Below are 25,107 nucleotides of genomic sequence, written 5' to 3' on the forward strand. Positions count from 1 at the left end.
AAAGAGGAAATCCGCGATCATCAGAAGAGAAAAATCCTAATTTGGGCTTCGTCTCCTTAATCCAAAAGCCTTGATTTTGGAACTCAGTGTAGATGGAGGGATACCTAAGAGCGACGCGGCGCCGTTTTTCCCTGATATTTTCCATGCGGTTTGTTCCAATGCGTTGAGCAGGTTTTTCCGTTCCAATGCTTCGAGTTGATGAGCCGTTAGGATTTTTTGGTCACTGATAATCATCCCATGTTCATTTTCGGGACTTACATTCAGCGATTCAGAGGGGATAAACCTTTCCAGTTGGAGGTTTTCATCCTTTGCCAAAATAACAGCTCTTTCTATCACATGCTGAAGTTCACGGATATTTCCCGGCCACTGGTAGGATAAAAGGAGTGCTATGGAACCGGCGTTGAGAGGAAGTATTTTTTTTCCGGTTTGCCTGCTGAATTTTTTTATGAATAAATCCGCTAGAAGTACGACATCCCCTTCTCTTTCCCGCAGTGAGGGCAGGTGTATGGGAATGACATTCAGGCGGTAATATAAATCCTCTCTAAAAGTACCTGCTTTGACCATTTCGTGTAGGTTTCGATTGGTGGCAGCGATCACCCTTACATCCACTTTTACCGTCCGGTTACCGCCCAAGGTCTCAAATTCTCCCTCTTGCAATACCCGCAGGAGCTTTGGCTGCATATCTAAGGGAAGCTCACCCACCTCATCGAGGAACAAAGTGCCTCCGTCTGCCAAAGAAAACCGGCCCTCTCTCCTTTGCAGCGCACCCGTAAAAGCACCTTTTTCATGTCCGAAAAATTCGCTTTCAATCAAATTGGAAGGAATGGCGGCGCAATTAACAATGATCAGAGGTTTATGGCTCCTCAGGCTTCTTTCATGGATGTTTCTTGCAAACACTTCTTTTCCCGTACCTGATTCACCTAATAAAAGCACGGTGCTGTTGCTTTTAGCCACATGCTGAATGTCCTCCAGTACCTTTCGCAGCGCACTGCATTCGCCCAAGATGGGCGTTGAATTTTTGTCCCCAAGGCCTAGATGGGAAGCATCATCTTCCAGAATTCTGATACGTTGTTCTGCTCGTCTCAGTTCTTTTAGGTTTCTCAATAGCAACGTGTGGTAAAGCTCATGTGACACCTGATACCGGCAGATAGATGCCCCCACGGGAACGATATCCCCATTTTTGTTGAAAACCTGCAATTCTTTATTTGACCCCGTTTCAACCGTGCCTTCTGGTTGGGTTCTGGACGCTTTTAGGACCCCTCTCAAATAGGCAGCGCTGTCTTCTTCAAACAGGCTATAAACCAAACTGCCTGACAGTTCACTTTCTTTTAGGCCAAAAAGTATGGAAGCGGCCGGATTGGTCAATGATACAAAGCCTAAACTGTCGATTTCCAAAATGGCATCATTCATATTTTCAATGAGAGCAGATAGATGCTTTTTTTTCTCAAACAATGCTTCGTTCGCTTTAAGTCTCAGCAACTCTGCATTGGCTCGCTGGGCAAAAAGACTGAAAACGGCCTCTTGCTCTTCAGAGGGGTGTAGTGGGGCATCATGAATAATGGCCAGGTGACCCAGAACATCGCCGTCTTCACCAAAAAGCGGCTGTCCCATATAGCTGACCGCATTTAGAGGCTCCAGGTCAGGGTCGTCAGGAAACAATTCAATCACCCTTTCCGCAACCAAAAAACAAGCCTTATCCGTGATCACCCTTTCGCAAGGTGTATTTGTCAAACTGTACTCATAGTGATTTACATAACCCCCATTGAACCAGAAAGCAAATGACCTGAGTGTTTGTTCTTTCGGCAGCAGTTCTGTGACCCAAGCCCCCTTTACCTCCAAGGCTTCCGAAAGATGCCTTACCAATACTTTAAAATAATCCCGGCCAAACTTGGTATGGGTATGCTCCACAATAAACCTTACCAAGCGGTTAATGTCGTCAGTTTGGGTTTTTGTAACCATCGTTGGAAGATCCTAGCAAAGAGGTGTTAAAGGATTTATTTTAAATTCTGATAATGAGGGGTTTGGTATGTAATTTAGTTGAAATATTTGAAATTGCAATCGGGGTTTGAAGAATTACCAGCTGACCCCGAGTTTTTTCCCCAGCGCTTTAAGGTCCTCTACCACCGGGGCCAGTATTGGAATGCCGTTTAACTTTCTTTCCGATTCAAGTTCGCGTTCGGGGTCACCTGGAATAAGCACCTTATCCTGCCCGGGAACTGGCTGGGCAGAGCGGAATCTTCTTATCCAGTTATCCATATGCGACTTGAATTCATCTGCCGGTCGAAATGCATCCATTCTCATGGCTCCGAAGAAATGTCCCAGACCTTCTCCTACCGGATTGGGGTCCGGTTCCAGAAATGCCACAAAAGGAGGGACCCAGGGACCATAGTTAGCACCTGAGAATACCGCCGAAAATATATCCACTATGGCTCCTAAGCCATAACCTTTATGAGACCCGTGCTCGCGGTCACCTCCCAAGGGCAACAAAGCGCCGCCTTCCTTTACGCCATACGGGTTGTTTGTGGGTTGTCCGTCCTTATCCTGTATCCAGCCTAACGGAGCTTCCATTCCCTTTCTTTGCAGGATCTCCAATTTGCCGTTAGCTGCGGTGGTGGTTGCCATGTCCAGAACGAACGGCGGCTCTTTATCAGCCGGAATGGCTACTGCAATGGGGTTGGTTCCCAATAAACGTTCTTTTGAAAAAGTGGGGCTGACCAGGGGGCTCGCATTGGTCAGGGAGATGCCTACCATATCATGCTGAAGGGCCTGCATGGCATGGATGCCTGCAATACCGTAATGGTTGCTGTTTTTTACAGAAACCCAGCCGGTTCCCGCTGTTTTGGCTTTGGTGATCGCCACGTTCATGGCGTGGGGGGCCACCACAAGGCCCAAGCCACCGTCTCCGTCCACTACCGCCGTGCTGGGGCTTTCATGGACGATCCGGATGCTGGGGGTGGGGTTGATCCGCTTTGCTTCCCACAGGCGTACATAACCGGATAGCCGGGCCACGCCGTGAGAGTCCACGCCCCGAAGGTCAGCCGAAAGCAATACTTTTGTGGCCACTTCTGCATCGTTTTCCGGGCAGCCGATTTTCAGCAATATGTTTTTGGTAAAATTTTCTAAGTGCTCAAGAGGGAAATTCATTTGAGTAAGTTTTGGCATTAAAAATCATAATGCCGCAAAATTGCAAAAAAGAAACGCAAGAAACAGGATTAAATGTTCAAAAAATAAGGTATGGTCAAACAGAGATATTTACCCCGGATACCACTTTTTCCATCAGTTCGGCAATCACACCTTCTTTCAAAGAATAAGTGGAGCAAATCAATGTGGGCGTTTCGACATATTTTAGTATATACTGAATCAGACAGGATGCCACCACAATCATGTCTACCCGCATGGGGATCATTCCAGGGATTTTTAATCTTTCCTGCTTGTTCAACCGGATCAGTTTATCGGCAATGGATTGAAAGTTTTGAATAGGAAGGAAATGACTTTGGATGTCGCGCGATCTTTCCAGCTGGAGTGAAGCAAGGTACATATCCGTAAGCGTATCAAAAGTGCCTGAAGCACCTATCAACCGGGTCGGAGAATATTTTTTTATGGCGTTAAAAAGGGAGGTAAGTTCGCTTTCCAGATAACTGTATAGTTTATCCACTTCTTCTTCCAAAATGGGGTCATGGTAATGAAACCTATCCAACATGCGCTGCCCCCCGATTTCGAAACTTTTTTTCCAGAAAATGGTTTCCTCATTCCCTATAATAAATTCCACTGAGCCGCCGCCGATGTCCATCATCAATGAGGTGTTTTGGTCGAGGCTACTGCTTAGGCGGATTCCTTTATATATCAATTCCGCTTCCCTTTCACCATCTATGATGTTGACCTTGAAGCCGGTTAGTTGGAGAATTTTATCAGTGAAGTCGTTGGCGTTTTTTGCATTCCTCACTGCACTGGTAGCAAAAGTGAAAACCTGGTCGATTTTTTCCCCTTTGATCAGATTTTGAAAATGGGTTAAGGTATGTAAGGCCCGTTTCTGGGCATTCGGCAACAGGACATTTTGGTTGATACCCCCTTCTCCAATCCTTACAGCGATTTTCTCCTTATAGAGGATTTCAAACTGATTATCACCCATTTGTACCAATAACAGATGAAAAGTATTGGTGCCCATGTCTATTACTGCTGCCTTTTTTTTCATTCTACCGGCTTTTTTTATGGTTTTGCGAATATATAAAGTTTATTTAAAATGAAAACCTTTAAATATTTATATATTCATAAAAATAATTTCAATTACAGGGGGATAACCAACTAAGTTTGTTCTCAACAAGCCTGATATTTTCCATTTTAGCCCTGTTTTTCTCCTGAAAATTGAATGATCTCTTATATAATGCGCTTCCTTCTTTTCTGATAAGAAACTCGTTCCTATCTTTGGTTAAAGCCAAATAAACCACCATGCAAGAACCACATAATACGCTGGATAAATCCCAGGAAAAAATTGAGGAACTCAGAAAGAAGAACGCGGAAGCATTAAAAGGAGGAGGAGAACAGCGTATTGCCTCCCAGCATAAAAAAGGGAAACTTACGGCCAGGGAAAGGCTTTCGCTGTTACTGGATGAGGGTTCTTTTCAGGAATTGGACCGGTTCGTGGTGCATAGAAGCAAGCAATTTGGTATTGATAAGGAGAAATACCCCGGAGATGGGGTGGTGACGGGTTATGGAGCCATTGGAGGACGGTTGGTTTACGTGTTTTCCCAGGATTTCACCGTATTTGGCGGTTCTCTTTCTGAAACCCACGCCGAGAAAATCTGTAAAATCATGGATATGGCCATGAAAAATGGCGCACCGGTGATAGGGCTGAATGATTCAGGCGGAGCCCGGATACAGGAAGGGGTAAATTCGCTCGGAGGATATGCCGATATATTTTACAGAAATACCCTGGCTTCAGGTGTAATTCCTCAGATATCGGCGGTGATGGGTCCCTGCGCGGGTGGGGCGGTTTATTCCCCTGCCATCACCGACTTTATTTTTATGGTGAAGAAAACGTCCTATATGTTCGTTACCGGTCCCAATGTGGTCAAGACCGTCACCCATGAAAATGTAAGTGCCGAGGATCTTGGAGGAGCAACTGCTCACAGCAGCAAGAGCGGCGTGGCCCACTTTGCCTGTGGGAATGAAGTGGATTGTTTAGACCGTATCAAAAAACTGTTGAGTTACATACCTCAGAACTGTGAGGAGGGTCCTCCCCTGGTAGAATATGAGGTTAGGGATGAAAAACGGCCGGGTTTGGATAACATTATTCCATCTCATCCTAACCAGCCGTATGACATGCGGGAAGTAATAGAGGAAATTACCGATACCCACAGCTTCTTAGAAGTGCACCAGGATTTTGCCGAAAACATCGTGGTGGGCTTTGCCCGATTGGCGGGAAAGTCTGTCGGCATAGTTGGAAACCAGCCGGCATCATTGGCAGGGGTGTTGGACATAAATTCCTCCACCAAAGCCGCCAGATTTGTGCGGTTCTGCGATTGTTTTAACATTCCCCTGCTGGTACTGGTGGATGTGCCGGGGTTTCTGCCAGGCACGGATCAGGAATGGAACGGCATCATTACCAACGGAGCCAAATTGCTTTATGCCTTTTCCGAAGCCACCGTGCCACGCATCACCGTGATCACGAGGAAAGCCTATGGAGGCGCCTATGACGTGATGAACTCGAAACATATAGGGGCGGATCTTAATTTTGCCTGGCCCAGTGCCGAGATCGCCGTGATGGGGCCAAAAGGGGCCGCTGAAATCATATTCAAAAAAGAAATTGCTGCCTCCGATAACCCTGAAGCCAAGTTGGAGGAGAAAGTGGCAGATTATAGCGAGCAATTTGCAAATCCCTATACCGCTGCTGAGCGGGGCTTTATAGATGAAGTCATCATGCCCCATGAGACCAGGGAAAAACTGATCAGAGGCTTTGACATGTTGGAAAACAAAGTGGATAAGCTGCCCCGAAAGAAACATGGAAATATGCCTTTATAGCGAAAATCTAAGCCCAGAAAGAGAGCATCTTTTTCAAATAATCTGGCCATAATTTGATGAGACCTGTTAAAGTTTTAATCTTGGTAAACTACATTTGCTCTTAGGTTGCTACCCGAAATCCCAATAAACAACAGCGTGGAGCGATGGAACATTTATCATTAACCCTTATAAAATGCAACAAAACGAGAAATTCCTTTACCAATACCTTAACAATGCATCGCCTACGGGCTTTGAAGCTTCCGGACAGCAGATATGGCTTGACTATATCAAGCCCTTTGTAGATGACTATTTTACAGATGCCTATGGGACCGCGGTTGGCGTGATCAATCCCAAGGCTGACTTCAAAGTAGTGATCGAAGCACATGCAGATGAAATCAGCTGGTTTGTCAATTATATCACACCTGAGGGCTATATCTATGTGATCCGCAATGGAGGCTCGGATCATATGATAGCCCCTTCCATGCGGGTGAATATCCACACAGACGATAAAATCATCAACGGTGTGTTTGGCTGGCCTGCCATCCATGTGCGGGACAAATCCAAGGAGGAACCCCCTAAAGTCGAAAATATCTTTATTGATGTAGGAGCCCGCTCTAAGGAGGAAGTGGAAAAAATGGGGATCCATGTGGGCTGTGTGGTGACTTTTAAGGACGAGCTTACCGATTTAAACGGCAAGTTTTATTCTGGAAGGGCCTTGGACAACCGCATAGGCGGATATATGATAGCGGAAGTGGCCAGAAAGATTAAGGAGGAAAACGCCGGTTTGCCTTTCGGGCTTTATATCGTGAATGCGGTCCAGGAAGAAATAGGATTGAGAGGAGCCGAGATGATCGCCGCCAATATCAAACCCAATGTGGCCCTGATCACAGATGTATGTCATGATACCACCGCTCCCATGTACAACAAAATCACCAGTGGTGATTATACCGCCGGCAACGGCCCGGTACTGACCTGTGGGGCTGCGGTGCATAAAAAACTCCTCGATCTGGTTATTGCCTCTGCCCAAAAGAGGGACATTCCTTTTCAAAGGTCCGCTTCGTCCAGAAGCACAGGTACAGACACAGATGCTTTTGCTTATTCCAATGGTGGCGTGCCGTCCGCTTTGATTTCATTACCTTTAAAATATATGCATACTACAGTTGAAACTGCCAGCAAAAAAGATATAGAAAATGTAATTTCTTTGATGAAAGGGTTTTTGGAGGATTTTGACAAAGACTTTGACTTCAGGTATGTAAAGTGAAAGCACCGGTTTGTTCCTTTAACTTTCCGTTTGCATTGAACCTTCCATCATAAGCCCTATGATTTATATTGACCAGCTTCAACGCCCTGTTCATTTACCGGCTACACCCAAACGGATTGTCTCATTGGTACCCTCTTTGACAGAGCTGCTGGTTGACCTTGGGTTGGAGGAGGCGTTGGTAGGGGTAACCAAATTCTGTGTGCATCCGGCTCCTATCAGAAAGGCTAAGGTCATCATAGGGGGCACAAAGAATTTCCATTTTGACCGCATCAGGGAATTGAAACCTGACCTTATTATTGGTAACAAAGAGGAAAATTATCTGGAAGGTATAGAAGCATTGGAGAAGGATTTTCCGGTTTGGGTATCGGATGTTAAAAGTCTGGAAGAGGCTTTGGAGATGATTGAAGGTATTGGAGAGGTGACGGGTAGGGATGCAGAGGCCGGTGAAGTAACGGCAAAGGTACGGGATTGCATGAAAAGGGAGTTGCCCTTTAAAGGGACCGCTGTCTATTTGATCTGGAAGGATCCGCTTATGACTGTAGGGAGGGACACCTTTGTCAACGAAATGATGCAACGCGCAGGCTACAAAAACCTTATCTCAGAAAACCGTTATCCGGAAATTTCAGAAAGGGATTTGGTTTTCCTTCACCCCGAATACCTGTTGCTTAGTTCTGAACCCTTTCCTTTTGCTGAAAAACACCGTACTTATTTTCAGAAGTTGCTTCCAGAAACCAGAGTTTTGATGGTGGACGGGGAAATGTTTTCCTGGTTTGGCAGTAGGATACTGAAAGCTTTTTCCTATTTTCAAACACTTGTAAAATAACTATCTTAGGCACTTTATTTTAAATCTGGATATGAAATCGAACATGACGCAAGCGTCACACAGAGGGATGCCCCGATAGCCCCGATAGCTATCGGGGGGGGAATCATGCGAGATTTCCCGAAACAAGTTCGGGGCAGGCTATGTGGCCGTTAAAAAAACAATTATAAACACATGAAAGTTTTTATCAATAAAATTATACCGGACATCGGTTATCGCATGTTGGAAGAAGCCGGCGTGGAATATACCGTTTGGAAGGAAAAACCTGTTTTGGACAGGGAGCAGGCTATCCATTTCTGCAAAGGCCACGACGCATTCCTCAGTGCGGGCCAGCCTGGGATGGATGCTGACTTTTTTAGGCAGTGCAGCCACCTGAAAGCGGTGGCCTTGCATTCGGTTGGATTTGATGGTATTGACATTCAGGGGGCGACAGAATATGGCATTCCTATCGGGAATACTCCCCACGTTTTGAACAAGGCGACGGCAGAGACGGCTTTGCTCCTGATGCTCACCGTGGCGAGAAAAGCTCTTTTTCTCCACAACAAAATCAAAAAAGGAGGATGGGGAATCAGTCAGCCCACCCAGGATTTGGGATTCGACCTGGCCGGAAAAACGTTGGGAATAGTAGGATTGGGTAGAATAGGCGCGGAGTTGGCGAGAATGTGTACCGTCTCCTGGAACATGAAAATCCTGTACCATAACAGAAGGCGCAATGAAGAGGCGGAAAAAGAATTCGGGGCGGTAAAAGTTTCGATGGATGACCTGCTTGCCCAAAGTGACGTGGTATCGGTCCACACCGCTTTGACGGCTGAAACCAAAGGAATGTTCGGATACGAGGAGTTCAAAAAGATGAAGCCCTCCTCCATCTTTATCAATACCGCCCGTGGAGGGATCCATAAAGAAGATGAGCTTATTCGTGCGCTGGATGAAAAGCTGATATGGGGAGTTGGATTGGATGTCACCAATCCTGAGCCCATGAAAGCCGATAACCCTCTGCTTGAAATGGAGAACGCGGTGGTTTTTCCCCATATTGGATCTGCCACTAAGGAGACCCGGGACGAGATGACCCGATGTGCGGTAGAGAATATCCTCGCCGGACTGAGGGGGGAGAGGTTGCCTTACCCAGTCAACCCGGAGGTGTATGGGAAATAAAAGGATTTCAGAAAAATTGTTTGATTAACCCAATACCTGTATATGGAACCTAACACCAGTCCCATAAGAGTGCTGTTGATGAATTCTTATTCTTTCGAAAAAATACACGATAACTGGAAGAAAGGTATCAACCCCTCCCATTATCTGATGGGTAAAGTGGAGCTGGAGAAAAAAGGGGATTTTATAATCGACATCCATCAACACCAGAAGTTTTCATGGCTCAATAAATTGGGGAGGGTGTTTAAAATCCAGCTTTTGGACCAGCAGGTCAGGGCACTTTTTAAACTCAGAAAATATGATATATTGTACCTTCCTTATCCCTTTGCAAACAGCCGGTTAATTACCCTGTTAAAATGGGCCAAGCTGATCCGGATCCCCATTGTCATATTGGTTCATCAGAATAGTCTATATGGTTTAAAAGAGGATAGCCTGTTCAAGAAAATATCGCTTAAAAGGATGGCTCAGTTCGATGCTTTTGCCTTTTTCAGCAAAGCGTTGATGGAAAGGCTGAAAGGTGAATTCGGATGGTCAGAGGAGGAGTACAAAAGGAAGTTTTTTCATATTCACTGGGGGCCTGACAGCGAATTTTATAAAAAAATAAAACCAGCTGCACCGGAAGGGGAGAAGCCTTTTGCGGTTTGTGCAGGGACCATGGACAGGGACTATAACATGCTTTTTGATGCATTTAGGGATTTGAACTACGACCTCAAGGTTTTCTGCACACCGACAACTATTCCTCAGTATACAGATATTCCATCAAATATTTCCATTGACACTTCATGGGTTCCCTATACCCAGTTACTTGAAGCTTATAAAAGGGCCAGCTTTATCATTATACCTTTATATGAGAGCATCAAAAATAAAGGACATACCTATGGCTTGACCGTTTTGCTGGATGCGATAGCTGTCGGAAAACCTGTGATCATGACCTATCATCCGTATATCGATATTGATATTGAAAGAGAAAACATCGGCGTTTGGGTTAGAAAAAATGACGTGGAAGGATGGAAAGTCAAATTGAAGGAACTGATTGCCATGGAAGAGGAAAGGGAGCAGATGGGGACCAATGCCAAAAATCTCCACCTAAACAAAGTCAATATCGACCGTTTTGCTGACGAGATGGAAAAGATTTTCAAAAGCGTATTGGCCAGGGAAGGCGAAGTTTGATTTCCCAAACCGATCATAACCCTCACTTCTTTATCAGCCGAAGGTGTGTTTGCCACCGGTTGCCCTTTACCAGGCGCAACACATACACCCCTGTGGGCAGATTTCCCAGATCGATGGCTGAGTGGGTATCCGAAATGACAAAACTGTCCATCTGCTTTCCAGAAAGGGCAATGACGTCAGCTTGGACATTGGTCATAGGTACCTCCAAATAAAGCCATCTTTCTACCGGATTGGGATATGTCTTTACAGTTTGCTTATCGGTTAATTCAGGAATAGAGGCTATTAAAAAATTCAATTGCTCAAGTTTAAAGGAGTCGAGCCGAATGTTGGTGGCTTTACTTCCCAAATCCAACACCATTCTCGCGGCCGGGTCATCGGCATCGTTCATATTGAAAACATAGGCATATTCCCTTTCTTCAGGTTGGATGACAAAATCCCGATAACCTGTATAGGCGTTGAACGGCGAGGAGGCCTTTCCCAAATAATGGGTAACGGGTAGCGGTTCTTCTGAGCGAGCTACAAAAGAGGCCCTGTAAATTTTCCCCATTTCCAAGGAAAAGTCTCCCCTGGCCAATTGCACATACCAGTTTTCGTGGCCAGGTTGGCTGATTTCCAATTTCAGGCCGCCATCCTCCCGCGAAAGTGTGGCTTGTGTTCCTTGTTGGAGAAAAAGGCTCCATCCATCATTTGAACCACTAAAATTGCTTTCATAGATGATCTGAGGATAGGCCTCTCTTGGCTCTCCCAATGAGGCATGTAACAATGCCTCCACCAGTGGCTCCCGGTAACTGTCGGACTCTGGATCATAGATGCCAAATCCAGCACACCATTCCCAATAGGCCCAGCTGAATCCCAATGACTCAAAGTACCGTGCCACAAAACCGGTCCACAGTCTTCTGGACTCCATGTCGGCCTGGCTATAGGCCCCAAATTCCCCCATGTGAATGGGAATATTTCGTTCGTTCGAGAAATTGACCACCGCCTCCATTTCTTGCATCACGGTTTTCCTTTCATATTCCAAGTCATACCAGCGTGTCCCTAGCCAGGCCTGGGACTGCTCACCCACCCACTCGGCGCCCTGATGGGTAAAAGGAAAAGGATTGTAATAATGGACTGTAACGATAATATGATCGTCTTCAGGCGGGTCCAGATAAAAAATCCCACCGATCCCTCCGAAATCAGCTGTGCCCATCAAAACCGCGCGCGTGGGATTTGTTTTCCGGATTTCAGCCAACGCATCCGCAAAAAACACATTCCATGAGTCAGGCGTGAGTTGACCGTGGGGTTCATTCATCACCTCAAAAAGCAAGGTTTCCGGATATTCCTTAAAGTAATCGGAAATTTGCTCCCATTGGGCCAAAAACCGGTCTTTATGAGCATTGGGCTGCTGAAACAGTTCATCGTGGTGGTGCATGTTGATAATGACCATCAGGCCTTCTGCCAGGGCCAGGGCCACCACCTCTTGTATCCGCTGCAGAAAATCAGGATGTATCGTATAAGGCGGCGTCATCTGGGTCCGGACGGGGGTATCCCACCTGATCGGTATGCGCACATGGTCAAAACCAAGGTCTGCTATCATGGCAAAGTAATCCTCCCGAAAGGGATTCCCCCATTCCTCTTCCGAAGGGGCCTCAAACATATTACCCATGTTTATCCCTTTTCCCAATTTTTGATTGATTTCCGCGACGCTGACGGTTTGCCCCATCAAAGCCTGGGAAAGGAAAAGGAAAAAAAGGACCAACTTTTTCATAGGGGAATTTAATAAATAAAAAGAAAATAAGGTTTTCCTGTCTGGGACATGAAAGGGGAATTGCCAGACTCAAGGCGTTATTTTGGCAAATGCCTGATTTATGGGGGTTTGACCGTCTGTTTCGGCCCTGTTTTTTGCACGTTAATCAAAATATCGGGCATAATTCCAATAAAAAGCCAAAAGGTAAACGCAATTTTTTTTATATTGTCCGAATGATTTGCTTAATCAAATGAGAAAAATATTTACAAACATCTAAACCCAATTTCAATGAACGAAAACATTAACAAGAGCGCTCTTTTTAACGGGAGCTGTTTTGCTCTGATTACCACCGCCTTCACCTTTGCGATTAGGGCTGGTATTTTGCCGCAACTCGGCCAGGAATTTGGCCTGAGCGGTGAACAGCTGGGATTCATCAACTCCATGTGGTTTTTAGGATTTCCCATTTCCATGATACTGGGAGGATTGGTTTACCATTCTTTTGGTCCTGCCAATATCATGAGAGTGGCGTTCGTGGCCCATACTTTGGGAATCGTTCTTACAATTTATGCCGGCGGATACGCCATGCTGTTAATCTCCACACTTTTTATAGGATTTGGTAACGGCTGTACCGAAGCCGCCTGTAACCCTATGATTGCGGACATGTACTCCGGTGTAAAAATGAACAAGATGCTCAACAGGTTCCATATGTGGTTCCCTGGAGGGATACTTTTAGGAGCGTTGATTTCCAAATTTATGACAGACGCGGGAGGATTTTTGGCCAGCTGGCAGACACAAATGTGGATTCTGATGATTCCAACCATCATTTATGCCGTCCTGTTTTATGGCAAGGCGTTCCCGAAACCAAAAGTGGAAGGGGTGACTTCCCTCAAGGAAAACTTCAAAGCAATGGTCAGCCCGGTCTTTATTTTCTTGTTTTGCTGCATGGCCCTTACCGCGATTACTGAATTTGGTCCCCAACAGTGGGTGAATATCGTATTGAGCAGAAGCGGTGCTGATGCCATGTTGATTTTGGCCTTGACCACCGGTGTGATGGCCGTTGGCCGGTTCTTTGCCGGTCCTATTGTAAAGGCATTGGGACAAACAGGTGTTTTATTATCCGGCGCCATCTTTGCTTCAATCGGTATTTATTTGTTCAGTGTGGTGACAGGTCCGGTTGCCTACCTGGCGGCTATCATTTTTGCCATGGGCGTTTGCTATTTCTGGCCGGTCATGGTGGGTGCAACCGCTCAGCGTGTTCCCCTTAGCGGCGCTTTGGGCATGTCCATTATCGGAGGTATCGGTATGTTCTCCACCGCCATTTTCCAACCCGTGATCGGAAGATGGATTGATGTGGCGACGGAAGAAAACATGGCGGCCGGCCTCTCCGGAGATACTTTGGAACTGGCCGCAGGTCAAGATACTTTGGCCAAAATGGTGATGTTTCCCGGTATCCTGATTGTTTTGTTTGTGGTCTTCTTCTTTTGGCAGAAGAATGTAACCACAACCAAGCACGTTCCGGCGGAACCTGTTTAATAAATTGTAAAAATGTTTTAAATAGTAAAGGGCAGTTGAAACCAACTGCCCTTTATTCTGCCTAACTCTGGAAAACCGTACAGTATCTTGTGAAACCTCATTGGTATCCTTCAATCCAAAGGAATTAGTTTACCGTATTTTTTTAGCCAGTCTTCGAATGACAAAAGATCAGGATTGAGTTGTTTTGCAAACGCCAGATCGCGGGATTTTATAAACCAATCATCAAAATCCCGGTAAAACTGGAACATGTTGCCCAAATCATCGGCCCCGGGGAAATTAAAGCTTCTAAAGGTAGCCGGAGATACATTGTTAAAATGAATTTCTTTTCCCAAGATCTTGGACATGGCGGCAGCCATCTCTTCCCCGGTAAGTGCTTCCCCGGCAATACCTATTGTTTTGCCTATCAATGCATTCCCTTGCTTAAAAATCCCATAGGCACATTTGCCTATATCTTCCGCAGCGATCCCACAGAGCTTCTTGTCGTCTATTGGAAAGGTGAGGTACAGGTTTCCATCTGGGCCTTTTTGGGGACCACTGCCAAAATAGATAAAGTTGTCCCAATAGAAAGTGGTTCTCAGAAATGTCGTCGGTACTTTTAAGTTGGTAAAAAACTGGTCTCCCTCGCCCTTGACATCAAAATGGGGAACTTTGTACTTGTCCTGTAAAGTAGGCATCCGGTCATCGTCAAGGGGAATCCATTTCCTGCTGTCTTCAAGGGTTGACCAGATGGCATGTCTTATTCCGGTTTCACTGGCGGCTTCCGCCATATTTTTTATATGGCCCAATTCTTTCTCAGGAGAAAAATGCTCCCAATAGAAAGTGACAAAGTAAGCACCATATGCACCTTCCAATGCTTTTTTAATACTATTGATATCATCGACATCCGCCTTTACAATCTCCGCACCTTTTTGTGCCAATTCACGCGATTTTTCCGATTGCGGGTCCCTTGTTACAGCCCGGACCTCAAATTCACTGCGGGGGTCATCAAGCATAGCTTTAGCCAAACCTCCTCCCTGTGAACCTGTAGCACCGAAAATGACAATAATTTTTTTATTTGACATGGGTTTGATGGTTAGTTGGGTTAAGTGTTTAAATTACAAAAAAGCAGATACAAACAACTGCTTAATAGACTTATAACGGAAAAAATGTTTTTTCGTTACCCATAAAATCGGTCAGGGTGTGATGATGATATAATCTGCCAGACTTTTGTACTTTCCCCAATCTGGATCATCAAAATCTTCTGCTGAAAAACAACTGATGGTGAGCAGTTTGGGTGGTTTTTTTTGATTCAGAAGCCGGTGTACTGTACCAAGTCTTTCGTCACTGTGAAACCTTCCTGTAATATGAAAAATTTTATCCTTTCGGTCACTTCTCCAGTTATTATACAGGCTTTCTGCCATGGTTTCATCCCGGAGCAATTGGGCATAAAACATATTCGGCCCCATGTGGTGGGCGTGTTCTCCCATGGCATCAGAAAATTTTTTCTTATAGGCAGTATCGTCGATGTCCAAATTGATAAAATTGACATATTTTTTGGCATGCTTGCTTAATGAGTGAAGTGCTTCCGGGCCCTCACGGTTGACCAGGTTCACATACCTCCCAGGGGCATTGGCGGCGATGACCGGTTGCTGATGGTCCTTGGCACGGTTAACCATAGGAGAATAACTTTCTTTGTAATTATTCCATGCCCGGGCCTCTTCTATCAGTTTGGCTTCCGTGATGATGCCAGTTAAGTATTCATCCAGCACAAGTTGGACGTCTCTTTCAAACATTTCCATACTCAGGGTCACCTGTGGGTATTTTTCCAAAAGCATCTTGTACAGGGTATCCTGAATGTAATGACCCGTTGTATTGTCGTGTTCTTCGCCAAAGAACAAAATAGAAATACCGTCCATCCGGTCAACGATCTCCTGGAGGGCAGTCTCTTTTTCAGTATCCGGGTTATAAACTTTATAAGGTGGAGTGCTTTTGTTTTGCGCAGCGGTATGATAGTGGACCGTCAAAAAAAATACCATCCAAAAACTAAACAGGGGGAGAAAACCCCGGCTTTGTTTCGAACAGGCCGAGGGGATGTTTTCTTTCAAAACGGTCATTTTTTATTTTTCGGAAAGGGGCAATGTCTACACCCACTGCCGCAGCAGGTACCTCGCATCAAATGATAGGCTGCTGTGAATACCATATAAGGCCCTTCGAAGTAGTAATGTACGCCTTCTTTCAAGTGTTTGGGGTCTGGGAAAGATTTGTTTTTGGGCATTTAAAAGCTATTTTACCTGATAATCCAGTTTTATGGTGATCGAAGCGGTTTTCGCTTTGGATGACGTGTTGAAGGTCCCTCCCCAGGAATAATCCTCGCCTGAATTTTGGCCGGTGATCTGGAATATGCCCAGGTTGGCATTTAGCAATGATCCCAGTTTGGTACCTGAGTTTTCCGCGATTTTTTCGGCCCTTAGCCTGGCATCCTCTGTGGCCTTGGATATCAATTCTATTTTCAAATCAGCCAACTGGGTATAATAATATCGTGGAGGCTGGGAATAAAACTGGATTTCTTTGTTCAGCAGCTCCGTGATTTCCCTGGCCATCTTTTCCACTTTTTTCACTTCATTGGATTCTATTTGAATGGTTTGGCTAAGCGTGTATCCAAGAAATGTTTCTCCCATATAACGGCCATCGGCTGTATATTCGGATCTGGTGTTTTGTCTTGTTTGTACCGCGTTGAACACTACTTCTCCGGGGTCGATGCCCTTGGATTGAAGGTAGGCGGTGGCTGCCTTTCTATCGCTCTCTAAACCTTCGTAAGCTTCTTTTAGTGTATAGGCCTGTTTCTCAAAAAAGCCTTCCCACACGATCAGATCCGAAACAAAATCTGTTTCCCCGAGTCCCGTGACCGAGATCTTTTGTTCGGTGCGGCTTCTTTTCCAATAAGCATTGCCGAGGATAAGGGAGGCTAAAATAATTGCCACTGAAAACACGATGGATGGGAGGTGTTGTTTCATAAAATGGTTATAAGGGATAGTTCGATATAAAATTCACGAAATTTACGCTTTTCTTAAAGTCAACACGGTTATTTCCGGCCAGATTCCTACTCTTCCGGAAAAGGCGTGAAAGCCGAAACCTCTGTTTACATATAAGTACCTGCCGGCTTCTTTGGCCAGGCCTGCCCAGTTGGGATAACGGTATTGGGCGGGGCTCCATTTTATTACCGGTGTCTCGATCCCGAATTGCATGCCATGGGTATGCCCGCTCAGTGTTAAGTGTATTTTTTTGGGATGTTTTTTGACCTTTTCATCCCAATGGGAAGGATCGTGGGAAAGCAGGATTTTGAATTCATCATTTTCCACTCCTTGTAGGGCTTTTTCCAGATCACCTTTGGCATGGAAGCCCACACCCCAGTTCTCCACGCCTATCAAACGGATTTTTTGGCCGTCTTTTTCGACGACTGTACTTTCATCCAGCAGTAACTGATATCCCAGGCGTTGGTGCTGTTGTTTTAATTTATTGAAATTGGCCTCCTTGGCTTCTTTGTTTGGCCATGAAATGTAATCGCCATAGTCGTGGTTTCCGAGGATGGAAAATTGACCAAACTTGGCTTGGATCTTAGATAATCTATCCAGGAAGGGATCTACCTCCTCTGCCTTGTGGTTTACTAAATCACCAGTAAACACAAACAGGTCAGCATTTTGATTTTTGGCCAAGTCTATCCCTCTTTGCACCGCCTCAAAGTCCGTAAAACTTCCGGCATGAATATCCGATAGCTGGGTGATCGTAAACCCATCGAAAGCCTCCGGCAAGTCCTCAAAGTACAGCGTTTCCCTGATGACCCTAAAATGGTATTTGCCTTTGAAAATCCCATATACAAAACCGGCAAAAGGTATAGCTGCTATTCCCAGAGCTACCTGGCTGACAAACTTCCTTCTGCCGGGGATCATGGACAGATTTTCCGAAGTCTTGGCGTGGAAGGAGTGGAAATAATTGTACACCGTTTCAATTCCTCTGAAAATGTCCTCCCCTAATAAAAACAGCACGATCGTTAACTGTGTAACGGTGACGGTCAGAAACAGGTTGAGACGCTGTTGAGAACCGGGGGAAATCCGGCCTTCCCTGATGATGGTAAGAAATGTAAGCATCACCCAGATACTGATGCCGCTCATGGTCAGCCAATAGGCTAAAACCGCCCACCAACGCTGGTTACTGGAGAGCTGCGCGAGAAGGGTCTTCACACCTTGGTATACGTACCAGTTTAAAAACAGCAAAAGAAGAAATAAGACAAGAAGAAAAACAAAAGTTCCCAATTTGTTCATTGTTTATCGATACTACCTGCTATTTAATCGCAAAATTTTGGAAAAGGTTCTCAAATGTGAAAAAACCGGAGATTAAAGTCTGCTTATTTCCACCTGAGTTGTCAGTTGTGCTTTTTCCAAATCTTTGCCGCCATAAGATCCATGCACGGGTAAGGTGCGGGAGGGATGGTAGCTGGAGGCCAGGGGGATATAATGTTCATCCGTAAATAGACCCAAATTGGGATCAAGGCCTGTCCAGCCTGCTCCTGGAAGGTAGACTTCCACCCAGGCATGCAGCTCATGTCCGGCTTCCAATTCCGGGTTAAAAGCATAACCACTTACAAATCTTGCGGCCAATCCCAGGCTCCGCAACATATGAATAAACATCCAGGAAAGGTCCCTGCATGACCCTTGCTGCTTCAGGAAAGTGCTTGCCGGTTCCCAAAGGCTTTCCTCTTCCCGGATAATATGCTCCCAATCACTGTATATGGCTGTCGTGAGGGTATTGAGAAAGGTAATGGGGTCGGGGTTTTGCAACAATGATCTGGCATATTCTGACAAAGCAGATTCATCATCCGCATGAAGGTAAGGCCTCAGCAAGTGGGAATCTTCTGCCTGATAGCAGAAAGGGAGGGCGTTACTTCGGTCAATATGCGCCAGAAACCAAGGGTCAACCAAGAATAAAAACGGGTTGAAGGAAGAGGTTGTTAGTTCAATATCAACATGGATAAGTAGCCGGTCAGTAAAACCGGTAAACCAAGCCTGCCAGTAAGGGTTGTCTTCCACATCATACCTTTCGTTTAGTCCTGCAGGCTCAGGTGAGAAATTGACTTGATATTTTTCAATATGTACATAATTCCGTTGCAGTGGTTTCAAAAAAATGTGATGCGGGTTTAAAACAACATTTTTATTGTATAGATATCTGGTCTCATGTTCGATTCTTAACCGCATATTTTTGTAGTTTCTTCAAACTAAAAAGCAACCCTTTATTCTTTGCTTTCCATTTCTGCTTGTCGAAATGCTTTTCTTAAAATATCTGTAGGGAGTCTGTTGATGGCATCTTTCAGACATTCATCCCAAAATTCAGAAAGATGGCTCAGTTCACGTTGTTCGAACCGGTTTTCAATGATATGATAAGAGTTGTTTTCCAAAATAACCGTATCTATCGGATAATCGACATCATTAGAACTGATCCGTGTGGCATCAAAAGCCAGAAAAGCAGTTTTCAGAGCAAAATCCAAAGGTTCGTCATACTTCAATGATCTGCGTAAAACAGGATTTCCAAACCCTGTATTTCCGATAATGACAAAAGGGGTGCCTTGTCGGATTTCTATCCAGTTGCCCTGAGGATACAGCAGGTAGAGTTTTGGTTCCTTGTCTTCCTCTAACTGGCCGCCAATAATGGAAGATAAGTTGAAGGAAAGCCCGGATTCTTCGAGGGAAGCCTTGTCCTCACTGGCAACCCTTTTAACCTGGTCTGCAAAACCGTTGACAGCCTTATATAATTTATCAAAAGAGGCATCTTCCTTTTCAATTACCTCACCAAAATAAGTGATGGCTTTATCCCTTACAGACCTTAAACCTGAAGTCATGATAAAAAAGGAATGGTTTTTCCGGTTTACCGTGTACAGTTTTTTTGAAGTGGTCGTTTCGTTGCCAGAGGTGATTCTTGTGTCAGCCAGCCCCACGATACCAAATTTCGTTTTGATTCCTATACAAAATGTCATTCCTGTTCCATTATTTGGCTTACAAAGTTATCCCTTATCTGGAAATAATTGTTGTTGATCTCATTCGAAATATGGTTTATTTTAATGAGAAGTTTTTCAAGGTATTCATGCAAGCCACCGGAAATCACGTCGTTGATATCATCAAACTCCAGCTTTGATCTTAACTCGCCCATGGATTTTTCCGCGGAATTGGAAAAGCCGGAGCCGTTGGATCCTGAGATTTTATAGAGGCATTGTTCGGCTTCTTTGAGGCAGAAAAACACAGACCTCGGAAAATATTTATTAAGGACCAGAAATTCAACTACCATGGAAGGGTCGATATTCCCATAGAGTCTTCTGTAGGTATTAAACCCGGTTACGGATTTTAGAAGTGCCATCCAATGCAGAAAATCCAAAGGCGAGCCGATTTCCTGTGGCGAAGGAAGTAGGATATGATATTTTACATCCAATATCCTAGAGGTTTTGTCAGCCCGTTCCAGAAATTGCCCCAGCTGTCTGAAATACCAGCCTTCAGTTCTGGCTACCGTATTGTCTGCAAGCCCATACAGCAGCAGGATCTGGCATTTGACACTTTCAAAAAATGCTCTGGGATCGGTTTTGGTCCACTCTTTTTTTTCCGCTCCTCTTTTTACAAAATGGTAGGTTTCATTGAGTTTTTCCCATGTTTCTTTGGTGAGATTCTCCCGGATGATCCGGGCATTTTCGCGGGCATGCGTTATGGATGAAATAATTGAATTCGGATTTTCCAGATCAAACGCCAAAAAGTGGATCACTTCTTTCATTTCATCAAACCGGTCATGGTGTCTGGAGCGGTAAAGCTCTCCGTCCCCTGTGGCTGTAATGAGCGGCTCCCATTGTTCTTTCAGATCACTGGGCAGGTCCAACATCAAATTGAAATTGACATCGATAAACCTGGCGTAATTTTCTGCCCTTTCAAGGTATCTTCCTAGCCAATAGATGGAATTTGCAACTCTGCTTAACATTTTTTCAGGCATTAATCGTAGTACAATACCCAAGTGTCTTTGCTCCCCCCTCCCTGTGAGCTGTTGACCACGAGGGATCCCTTGGTAAGCGCCACCCGGGTGAGGGCTCCCGGTATCACTTCAATTTCTTTTCCATAAAGAACATAGGGGCGCAAATCGACATGACGGCCTTCAATGCTTCGGTTATCAATGATTGTCGGAACAGTGGAAAGGGACAAGGTGGGTTGTGCGATATAATTGGTTGGGTTTTCCCTTACAAGTTGACGGAACTTTTCATGCTCCGTCTTGGAAGCTTTTGGGCCTATCAGCATGCCATAGCCTCCGGCGGCGTTGGTTTCTTTTACCACCAGTTCTTCGATATGCTCCAGCACAAACTTTCTGTCATCTTCTTCCCTGCACAGATAAGTAGGGACATTGGATAAAATGGGGTCCTCGTTCAAATAATACTTGATGATTTTGGGGACATAGGCATACACGGCTTTGTCATCAGCCACACCGGTGCCGGGAGCATTTGCCAACGCAATATTGCCGGCCTTGTATGCTTTGAAGAGGCCGGGAACACCGAGAAGGGATGAGGGGTTGAAAACCTGAGGATCCATAAAGGTGTCGTCTATCCGTCTATAAAGCACATCTATTTGTTTCAATCCTTTGGTGGTCTGCATAAAAACCCGGTTGTTTTTTACCAGCAGGTCCATGCCTGTTACCAGTTCCACCCCCATTTGCTGGGCAAGATAGGAATGTTCAAAATAAGCGGAGTTATAGACACCGGGGGTGAGGACCCCGATCACGGGATTGGGTTTGTCGGAAAGATGCTCAAGCATGTTAAGTAACCTGGCAGAATAATCCGAAACAGGTCTGACACCCAATTTTTTGAATAAGTCCGGGAATGCTCTTTTAATGATCTCCCTGCTTTCTAACATATAGGAGACCCCGGAAGGGCAGCGGAGGTTGTCCTCCAGAATATAAAAATCTCCATTCTGGTTTCTGACAAGGTCTGTGCCGGTGATGTGACACCAAATGTTTTTGGGAGGGGTGAGGCCGATACATGGTTTCAGATAGTCTTTACTGGATAATATAAGATCTGCTGGAATGATTTTATCTTTTAAAATCTTCCTGTCATTATATACATCCTGAAGAAACAGGTTCAAAGCATAAATACGTTGTTTTAAACCACGTTCAAGTTGCATCCATTCTTTGGAAGGGATAATCCTGGGGATAATGTCCAGATGGAGTATTTTTTCCTGTCCCTGCTTGTCGTGGTAAACATTGAAGGTCATCCCCATGGCCATCTGTGCCTTGTCGGTAGAAAACTGTAGGCGGTTTAACCTTTTAGGCGAAGTGGCTTTTATGAAATCAGCAAAAGGTCTATAGTGCTCGCGAGGCACACCATTTCTATCAAACATCTCATCATAAAACTGACTCTGGCCATTATCGATGATTTTCATAGCAGATATTTTCAGACGTTATTTTCTGACAGCAGACATATAAAGCATTCTTTTCAAAGAATACATCTGATTATTGTGGGTTTGCAGATGCCAGAAACCATCTCCCTCAAAGCAATGGATTCCGTTGACTCAAAAGATGTGTTAATAATTTAAGTAATTGAATCCATAAATACAATAACAGGCTAAAATAAATACATTTTGACCTGTTAATTGTATAGTATAACAATACGGAGTCGAAAGGGGTTATAATGGTTTTTTTCAAAACAATTCATGCTGTTTTTTTGCCAAATCCAACAAGAAAGCATATTCCAAAGCCAGTTCCTTCAGGGCTTTGTACCTCCCCGAAGCTCCGCCATGTCCGGCACCCATATTGGTGTACAATAAAAGGAGGTTTTGGTTTGTACGGTAATCTCTGAGTTTGGCGACCCATTTGGTGGGTTCCCAGAACTGGACCTGGCTGTCGTGGAGGCCTGAAGTGACCAAAAGGTGGGGATAGCTTTTCCTGCCAACATTGTCATAGGGGGAATAGGAAAGCATATAATCATAATAAGTTTTATGTTTGGGATTTCCCCATTCATCAAACTCACTTGTCGTCAACGGGATGCTTTCATCTAACATGGTAGTGACCACATCCACGAAAGGCACTGCTGCGACTACCCCATAAAATAAATCAGGCCTCATATTGATCACTGCCCCCATTAATAGCCCTCCCGCGCTGCCTCCCATGGCAAATATTTTTTGGGGAGCGGTATAAGCTTCCTTTATCAAATACTCCGCACAGGCAATAAAATCCAGAAAAGTATTTTTCTTTTTGAGCATCTTTCCATACTCGTACCACAAACGGCCCATTTCCTGCCCCCCTCGTACATGGGCGATGGCAAAGACAAAACCTCTATCCAACAGGCTTAGTCTGTGGGAACTGAAAGTAGGTTCGGTGCTGAATCCATACGAGCCATAAGCATATAGCAACAGTGGATTTCCTCCGGTTTTGCTAAACAGTTCTTTTTTATACACAAGGGAAATAGGAATTTCGGTCCCATCTTCTGACTTCGCCCATAGCCTCTCTGTCTGGTATAGTTCGGGATCATACCCGCCTACAACTTCCTGCCGTTTCATCAAGGACTTCTCTTTGGTGTCCATATGATAGTCATAAATAGAACTCGGGGTGGTCAGGGAATTGTAACCGAATCTCAATATATCGGTATAAAACTCCGGGTTATGGCTTAACCATACGGTGTAGGCAGGTTCGTCCATACTGATGACATGTTTTTTTTGGCCATCCCATGATCTGATTTCCAGTCTGCTTAATCCGTTGAACCGCTCATTGATGACCAAATGATGCTGAAATACTTCAAATTCCTCCAGCAAAACATGTTCACGGTGTGGGATGATTTCTTCCCAATTTTCTATTTTGGTTTGTTCAAGTGGGCATTTGACCAATTTGAAGTTTTTGGCCCCATCGGCATTTGTAAGGATAATGAAGCTTTCTCCATCATGTTCCACCTCATATTCTAAATCCCGCTGCCGCTCTTGTAAAATGACCGGGTTTAGATAGGGAGTGTTGGCTGGCAAAAAACGGTATTCGGTAGACAGGGTATGTTTTGAGATCAAAAAAATGAAGTCTCTGGATTTTGATTTTTTTAAGGACAGATGAAAAGTAGGGTCTGTTTCTTCGTATATCAGTTCATCATCTTGTTGGTTGTCACCCAGTTTGTGACGAAATATTTTATTAGGCCTTAAAGTAACGGGGTCTTGTTGGGTATAGAACAGGGTGTTGTTGTCATTGGCCCAGACGCAGTTCCCGGTTACCTTGGTGAGCCTGTCGTCAAGAGGTTTGCCGGTTTCAAGGTCTTTGAAAAATATAGTATAAATTCTTCTGCCGATATGGTCCTCAGAGTAAGCCAATATTTGTCCATTTTCTGAAACTTTTAGCACATTCACATCAGTATATTCCTGTCCCTCGGCCAATTGATTCACATCAAGTAGGGTGTTTTCCTGTTCAGATAGATTTCCCTTCTTTCTACAGTATATAGGAAACTCCTTTTTCGGCTCAAACTTATGGTAATAAAAGTATCCATTTAAAAAATAAGGGACACTTACATCGTCCTCTTTAATCCGCCCTTTCATTTCCTCGAACAATTTTTGCTGCAGAGCCTCCGTGTGCCGCATGCATAAGGCCAAGTATTCATTTTCCCGGTTCAGGTATTGAATGGTTTCCGGATTATCCCGATCGCCCATCCAATGGTAATCATCTATACGGGTGTGATTATGATGGGTGATTTTTACAGGGGCTTTTTTGGCAATTGGCTCTTCAGTCATAGGGTTTTTAGGGTAAAATGTGAAAATTAATATCCGCCTTCTACTAAAACAATGAAATTATTTCCATTTATTCTTATATTGTTAGGGATATTGTTTAGAAACTTAAACTGTTAATACGGATTTTCATCAACAAAATTATGGGATTAATAAAAGAATTCAAGGATTTTGCTGTGCGGGGCAACATGGTTGATCTCGCGGTTGCGGTGATCATAGGAGGTGCATTTGGAAACATTGTATCTTCTCTTGTGAATGATATCATTATGCCGCCTATCGGTCTTTTGGTTGGAGGTGTGGATTTTAAGGATTTGATGGTGGTATTAAAGGAAGCATATGTGGACCCCTCTGGCCAGGAAATAAATGCTGTTACTCTTAATTATGGCAATTTTATCCAGTTTCTGGTTGATTTTACCATCATTGCTTTTGCCGTATTTATGATCGTCAAACTCATCAATAACCTGAAAAGAAAAGAGGAAGCTGCAAAAACCCCGCCACCCCCTACCGTCAACAAACAGGAGGTTTTATTGGAGGAAATTCGTGATTTACTTAAACAGCAGGGGGGGACGCCTTGATGTGACGAAGTTGAGAAGTTGCACATGTTGTTTTCACGTATTTATAGTTGATTTTAGCGGTTGTCCCGCAATACGGCGGGACAGGCATGGAGCCTCACATACCCCCCCCGATAGCTATCGGGGCTATC

The 25,107-nt window shown here is 44.7% G+C and carries 21 protein-coding genes; 7 read left to right on the forward strand and 14 right to left on the reverse strand.

The window, feature by feature from the left end; genetic code table 11:
- Window positions 1-36: 36 nt before the first annotated feature.
- The 3 genes from ACFPFU_RS06615 to ACFPFU_RS06625 all read right to left on the reverse strand — a co-directional run bounded on the left by ACFPFU_RS06615 (window position 37) and on the right by ACFPFU_RS06625 (window position 4,192).
- A complete protein-coding gene (locus tag ACFPFU_RS06615) occupies window positions 37-1,959 on the reverse strand; it encodes a sigma-54 interaction domain-containing protein (protein ID WP_377062732.1) in 1,923 nt (640 codons plus the stop codon).
- Window positions 1,960-2,073: 114 nt separating this feature from the next.
- On the reverse strand, window positions 2,074-3,144 hold the full coding sequence (locus ACFPFU_RS06620) for an Ldh family oxidoreductase (protein ID WP_377062734.1): 1,071 nt from the start codon (window positions 3,142-3,144) through the stop codon (window positions 2,074-2,076).
- A gap of 94 nt (window positions 3,145-3,238) precedes the next feature.
- Window positions 3,239-4,192, reverse strand: a complete 954-nt coding sequence (locus ACFPFU_RS06625) for a Ppx/GppA phosphatase family protein (RefSeq protein WP_377062736.1) — start codon at window positions 4,190-4,192, stop codon at window positions 3,239-3,241.
- 254 nt (window positions 4,193-4,446) lie between these two features.
- Here ACFPFU_RS06625 and ACFPFU_RS06630 point away from each other — a divergent pair, with 254 nt between their 5' ends.
- From ACFPFU_RS06630 to ACFPFU_RS06650, 5 genes are all read left to right on the forward strand, one after another.
- Window positions 4,447-6,018 (forward strand): acyl-CoA carboxylase subunit beta, encoded by a 1,572-nt coding sequence (locus ACFPFU_RS06630; protein WP_377062738.1) that lies wholly within the window; start codon window positions 4,447-4,449, stop codon window positions 6,016-6,018.
- Between the two features lie 172 nt (window positions 6,019-6,190).
- The gene (locus ACFPFU_RS06635; RefSeq protein ID WP_377062740.1) at window positions 6,191-7,258 is read left to right on the forward strand and encodes a M42 family metallopeptidase; all 1,068 of its coding nucleotides are present in this window, start codon (window positions 6,191-6,193) and stop codon (window positions 7,256-7,258) included.
- A 58-nt stretch (window positions 7,259-7,316) separates the two neighbouring features.
- Window positions 7,317-8,081 carry a helical backbone metal receptor gene (locus tag ACFPFU_RS06640; protein ID WP_377062742.1) on the forward strand — a complete coding sequence of 255 codons (765 nt, stop codon included), beginning with the start codon at window positions 7,317-7,319 and terminating at the stop codon, window positions 8,079-8,081.
- Window positions 8,082-8,252: 171 nt separating this feature from the next.
- A complete protein-coding gene (locus tag ACFPFU_RS06645; RefSeq protein ID WP_377062744.1) occupies window positions 8,253-9,230 on the forward strand; it encodes a 2-hydroxyacid dehydrogenase in 978 nt (325 codons plus the stop codon).
- A gap of 42 nt (window positions 9,231-9,272) precedes the next feature.
- The gene (locus ACFPFU_RS06650; protein ID WP_377062746.1) at window positions 9,273-10,397 is read left to right on the forward strand and encodes a glycosyltransferase family 4 protein; all 1,125 of its coding nucleotides are present in this window, start codon (window positions 9,273-9,275) and stop codon (window positions 10,395-10,397) included.
- Window positions 10,398-10,419: 22 nt separating this feature from the next.
- Here the strand turns inward: ACFPFU_RS06650 and ACFPFU_RS06655 are convergent, their stop codons facing one another.
- Entirely contained in the window at window positions 10,420-12,147 is a 1,728-nt protein-coding gene (locus ACFPFU_RS06655; RefSeq protein WP_377062748.1) for a cellulase family glycosylhydrolase, read from the reverse strand.
- Between the two features lie 267 nt (window positions 12,148-12,414).
- On the opposite strand from ACFPFU_RS06655, the gene ACFPFU_RS06660 reads away from it, so the two are divergent.
- Window positions 12,415-13,659: an MFS transporter gene (locus tag ACFPFU_RS06660; RefSeq protein ID WP_377062750.1), complete on the forward strand. Its 1,245-nt coding sequence runs from the start codon at window positions 12,415-12,417 to the stop codon at window positions 13,657-13,659.
- A gap of 110 nt (window positions 13,660-13,769) precedes the next feature.
- On the opposite strand, the gene ACFPFU_RS06665 is transcribed toward ACFPFU_RS06660, so the two are convergent.
- The 10 genes from ACFPFU_RS06665 to ACFPFU_RS06710 form a co-directional block, all read right to left on the reverse strand.
- Window positions 13,770-14,720 carry an NmrA/HSCARG family protein gene (locus ACFPFU_RS06665; protein WP_377062752.1) on the reverse strand — a complete coding sequence of 317 codons (951 nt, stop codon included), beginning with the start codon at window positions 14,718-14,720 and terminating at the stop codon, window positions 13,770-13,772.
- Window positions 14,721-14,831: 111 nt separating this feature from the next.
- Window positions 14,832-15,752: a ChaN family lipoprotein gene (locus ACFPFU_RS06670; protein ID WP_377062754.1), complete on the reverse strand. Its 921-nt coding sequence runs from the start codon at window positions 15,750-15,752 to the stop codon at window positions 14,832-14,834.
- Complete coding sequence (locus ACFPFU_RS06675) at window positions 15,749-15,913, reverse strand: DUF5522 domain-containing protein (protein ID WP_377062756.1); 165 nt, start codon at window positions 15,911-15,913, stop codon at window positions 15,749-15,751. The genes ACFPFU_RS06670 and ACFPFU_RS06675 overlap by 4 nt, the downstream gene beginning before the upstream one ends.
- 7 nt (window positions 15,914-15,920) lie before the next feature.
- Window positions 15,921-16,652, reverse strand: coding sequence for an SIMPL domain-containing protein (locus ACFPFU_RS06680; RefSeq protein WP_377062758.1), 732 nt, complete (start codon window positions 16,650-16,652; stop codon window positions 15,921-15,923).
- Window positions 16,653-16,694: 42 nt separating this feature from the next.
- The gene (locus ACFPFU_RS06685; RefSeq protein WP_377062760.1) at window positions 16,695-17,957 is read right to left on the reverse strand and encodes a metallophosphoesterase; all 1,263 of its coding nucleotides are present in this window, start codon (window positions 17,955-17,957) and stop codon (window positions 16,695-16,697) included.
- 72 nt (window positions 17,958-18,029) lie between these two features.
- A complete protein-coding gene (locus tag ACFPFU_RS06690) occupies window positions 18,030-18,887 on the reverse strand; it encodes a transglutaminase family protein (protein WP_377062762.1) in 858 nt (285 codons plus the stop codon).
- A 35-nt stretch (window positions 18,888-18,922) separates the two neighbouring features.
- Window positions 18,923-19,663 (reverse strand): proteasome-type protease, encoded by a 741-nt coding sequence (locus ACFPFU_RS06695; protein ID WP_377062764.1) that lies wholly within the window; start codon window positions 19,661-19,663, stop codon window positions 18,923-18,925.
- On the reverse strand, window positions 19,660-20,646 hold the full coding sequence (locus ACFPFU_RS06700; RefSeq protein WP_377062766.1) for an alpha-E domain-containing protein: 987 nt from the start codon (window positions 20,644-20,646) through the stop codon (window positions 19,660-19,662). Before ACFPFU_RS06700 ends, ACFPFU_RS06695 begins: the two co-directional genes overlap by 4 nt.
- Before the next feature lie 11 nt (window positions 20,647-20,657).
- The gene (locus ACFPFU_RS06705; RefSeq protein ID WP_377062767.1) at window positions 20,658-22,091 is read right to left on the reverse strand and encodes a circularly permuted type 2 ATP-grasp protein; all 1,434 of its coding nucleotides are present in this window, start codon (window positions 22,089-22,091) and stop codon (window positions 20,658-20,660) included.
- A 258-nt stretch (window positions 22,092-22,349) separates the two neighbouring features.
- Window positions 22,350-24,410, reverse strand: coding sequence for a S9 family peptidase (locus tag ACFPFU_RS06710; protein WP_377062769.1), 2,061 nt, complete (start codon window positions 24,408-24,410; stop codon window positions 22,350-22,352).
- Window positions 24,411-24,547: 137 nt separating this feature from the next.
- Here ACFPFU_RS06710 and mscL point away from each other — a divergent pair, with 137 nt between their 5' ends.
- Window positions 24,548-24,979 carry a large-conductance mechanosensitive channel protein MscL gene (mscL, locus tag ACFPFU_RS06715; RefSeq protein ID WP_377062771.1) on the forward strand — a complete coding sequence of 144 codons (432 nt, stop codon included), beginning with the start codon at window positions 24,548-24,550 and terminating at the stop codon, window positions 24,977-24,979.
- The last annotated feature ends 128 nt before the right edge of the window (window positions 24,980-25,107 follow it).

This window comes from Negadavirga shengliensis, assembly GCF_042652345.1.
In the GTDB taxonomy this organism is placed as follows: domain Bacteria; phylum Bacteroidota; class Bacteroidia; order Cytophagales; family Cyclobacteriaceae; genus Negadavirga; species Negadavirga shengliensis.

What these genes read in the sequence shown, in the direction of transcription:
- ACFPFU_RS06705 (WP_377062767.1), bottom strand. Translation starts at nt 22,091, where the DNA reads ATGAAAATCATCGATAATGGCCAGAGTCAGTTTTATGATGAGATGTTT.
- ACFPFU_RS06645 (WP_377062744.1), top strand. Translation starts at nt 8,253, where the DNA reads ATGAAAGTTTTTATCAATAAAATTATACCGGACATCGGTTATCGCATG.
- ACFPFU_RS06670 (WP_377062754.1), bottom strand. Translation starts at nt 15,752, where the DNA reads ATGACCGTTTTGAAAGAAAACATCCCCTCGGCCTGTTCGAAACAAAGC.
- ACFPFU_RS06640 (WP_377062742.1), top strand. Translation starts at nt 7,317, where the DNA reads ATGATTTATATTGACCAGCTTCAACGCCCTGTTCATTTACCGGCTACA.
- ACFPFU_RS06635 (WP_377062740.1), top strand. Translation starts at nt 6,191, where the DNA reads ATGCAACAAAACGAGAAATTCCTTTACCAATACCTTAACAATGCATCG.
- ACFPFU_RS06620 (WP_377062734.1), bottom strand. Translation starts at nt 3,144, where the DNA reads ATGAATTTCCCTCTTGAGCACTTAGAAAATTTTACCAAAAACATATTG.
- ACFPFU_RS06675 (WP_377062756.1), bottom strand. Translation starts at nt 15,913, where the DNA reads ATGCCCAAAAACAAATCTTTCCCAGACCCCAAACACTTGAAAGAAGGC.
- ACFPFU_RS06655 (WP_377062748.1), bottom strand. Translation starts at nt 12,147, where the DNA reads ATGAAAAAGTTGGTCCTTTTTTTCCTTTTCCTTTCCCAGGCTTTGATG.
- ACFPFU_RS06695 (WP_377062764.1), bottom strand. Translation starts at nt 19,663, where the DNA reads ATGACATTTTGTATAGGAATCAAAACGAAATTTGGTATCGTGGGGCTG.
- ACFPFU_RS06615 (WP_377062732.1), bottom strand. Translation starts at nt 1,959, where the DNA reads ATGGTTACAAAAACCCAAACTGACGACATTAACCGCTTGGTAAGGTTT.
- ACFPFU_RS06650 (WP_377062746.1), top strand. Translation starts at nt 9,273, where the DNA reads ATGGAACCTAACACCAGTCCCATAAGAGTGCTGTTGATGAATTCTTAT.
- ACFPFU_RS06680 (WP_377062758.1), bottom strand. Translation starts at nt 16,652, where the DNA reads ATGAAACAACACCTCCCATCCATCGTGTTTTCAGTGGCAATTATTTTA.
- ACFPFU_RS06625 (WP_377062736.1), bottom strand. Translation starts at nt 4,192, where the DNA reads ATGAAAAAAAAGGCAGCAGTAATAGACATGGGCACCAATACTTTTCAT.
- ACFPFU_RS06630 (WP_377062738.1), top strand. Translation starts at nt 4,447, where the DNA reads ATGCAAGAACCACATAATACGCTGGATAAATCCCAGGAAAAAATTGAG.
- ACFPFU_RS06710 (WP_377062769.1), bottom strand. Translation starts at nt 24,410, where the DNA reads ATGACTGAAGAGCCAATTGCCAAAAAAGCCCCTGTAAAAATCACCCAT.
- ACFPFU_RS06665 (WP_377062752.1), bottom strand. Translation starts at nt 14,720, where the DNA reads ATGTCAAATAAAAAAATTATTGTCATTTTCGGTGCTACAGGTTCACAG.
- ACFPFU_RS06685 (WP_377062760.1), bottom strand. Translation starts at nt 17,957, where the DNA reads ATGAACAAATTGGGAACTTTTGTTTTTCTTCTTGTCTTATTTCTTCTT.
- ACFPFU_RS06690 (WP_377062762.1), bottom strand. Translation starts at nt 18,887, where the DNA reads ATGCGGTTAAGAATCGAACATGAGACCAGATATCTATACAATAAAAAT.
- ACFPFU_RS06660 (WP_377062750.1), top strand. Translation starts at nt 12,415, where the DNA reads ATGAACGAAAACATTAACAAGAGCGCTCTTTTTAACGGGAGCTGTTTT.
- ACFPFU_RS06700 (WP_377062766.1), bottom strand. Translation starts at nt 20,646, where the DNA reads ATGTTAAGCAGAGTTGCAAATTCCATCTATTGGCTAGGAAGATACCTT.
- mscL (WP_377062771.1), top strand. Translation starts at nt 24,548, where the DNA reads ATGGGATTAATAAAAGAATTCAAGGATTTTGCTGTGCGGGGCAACATG.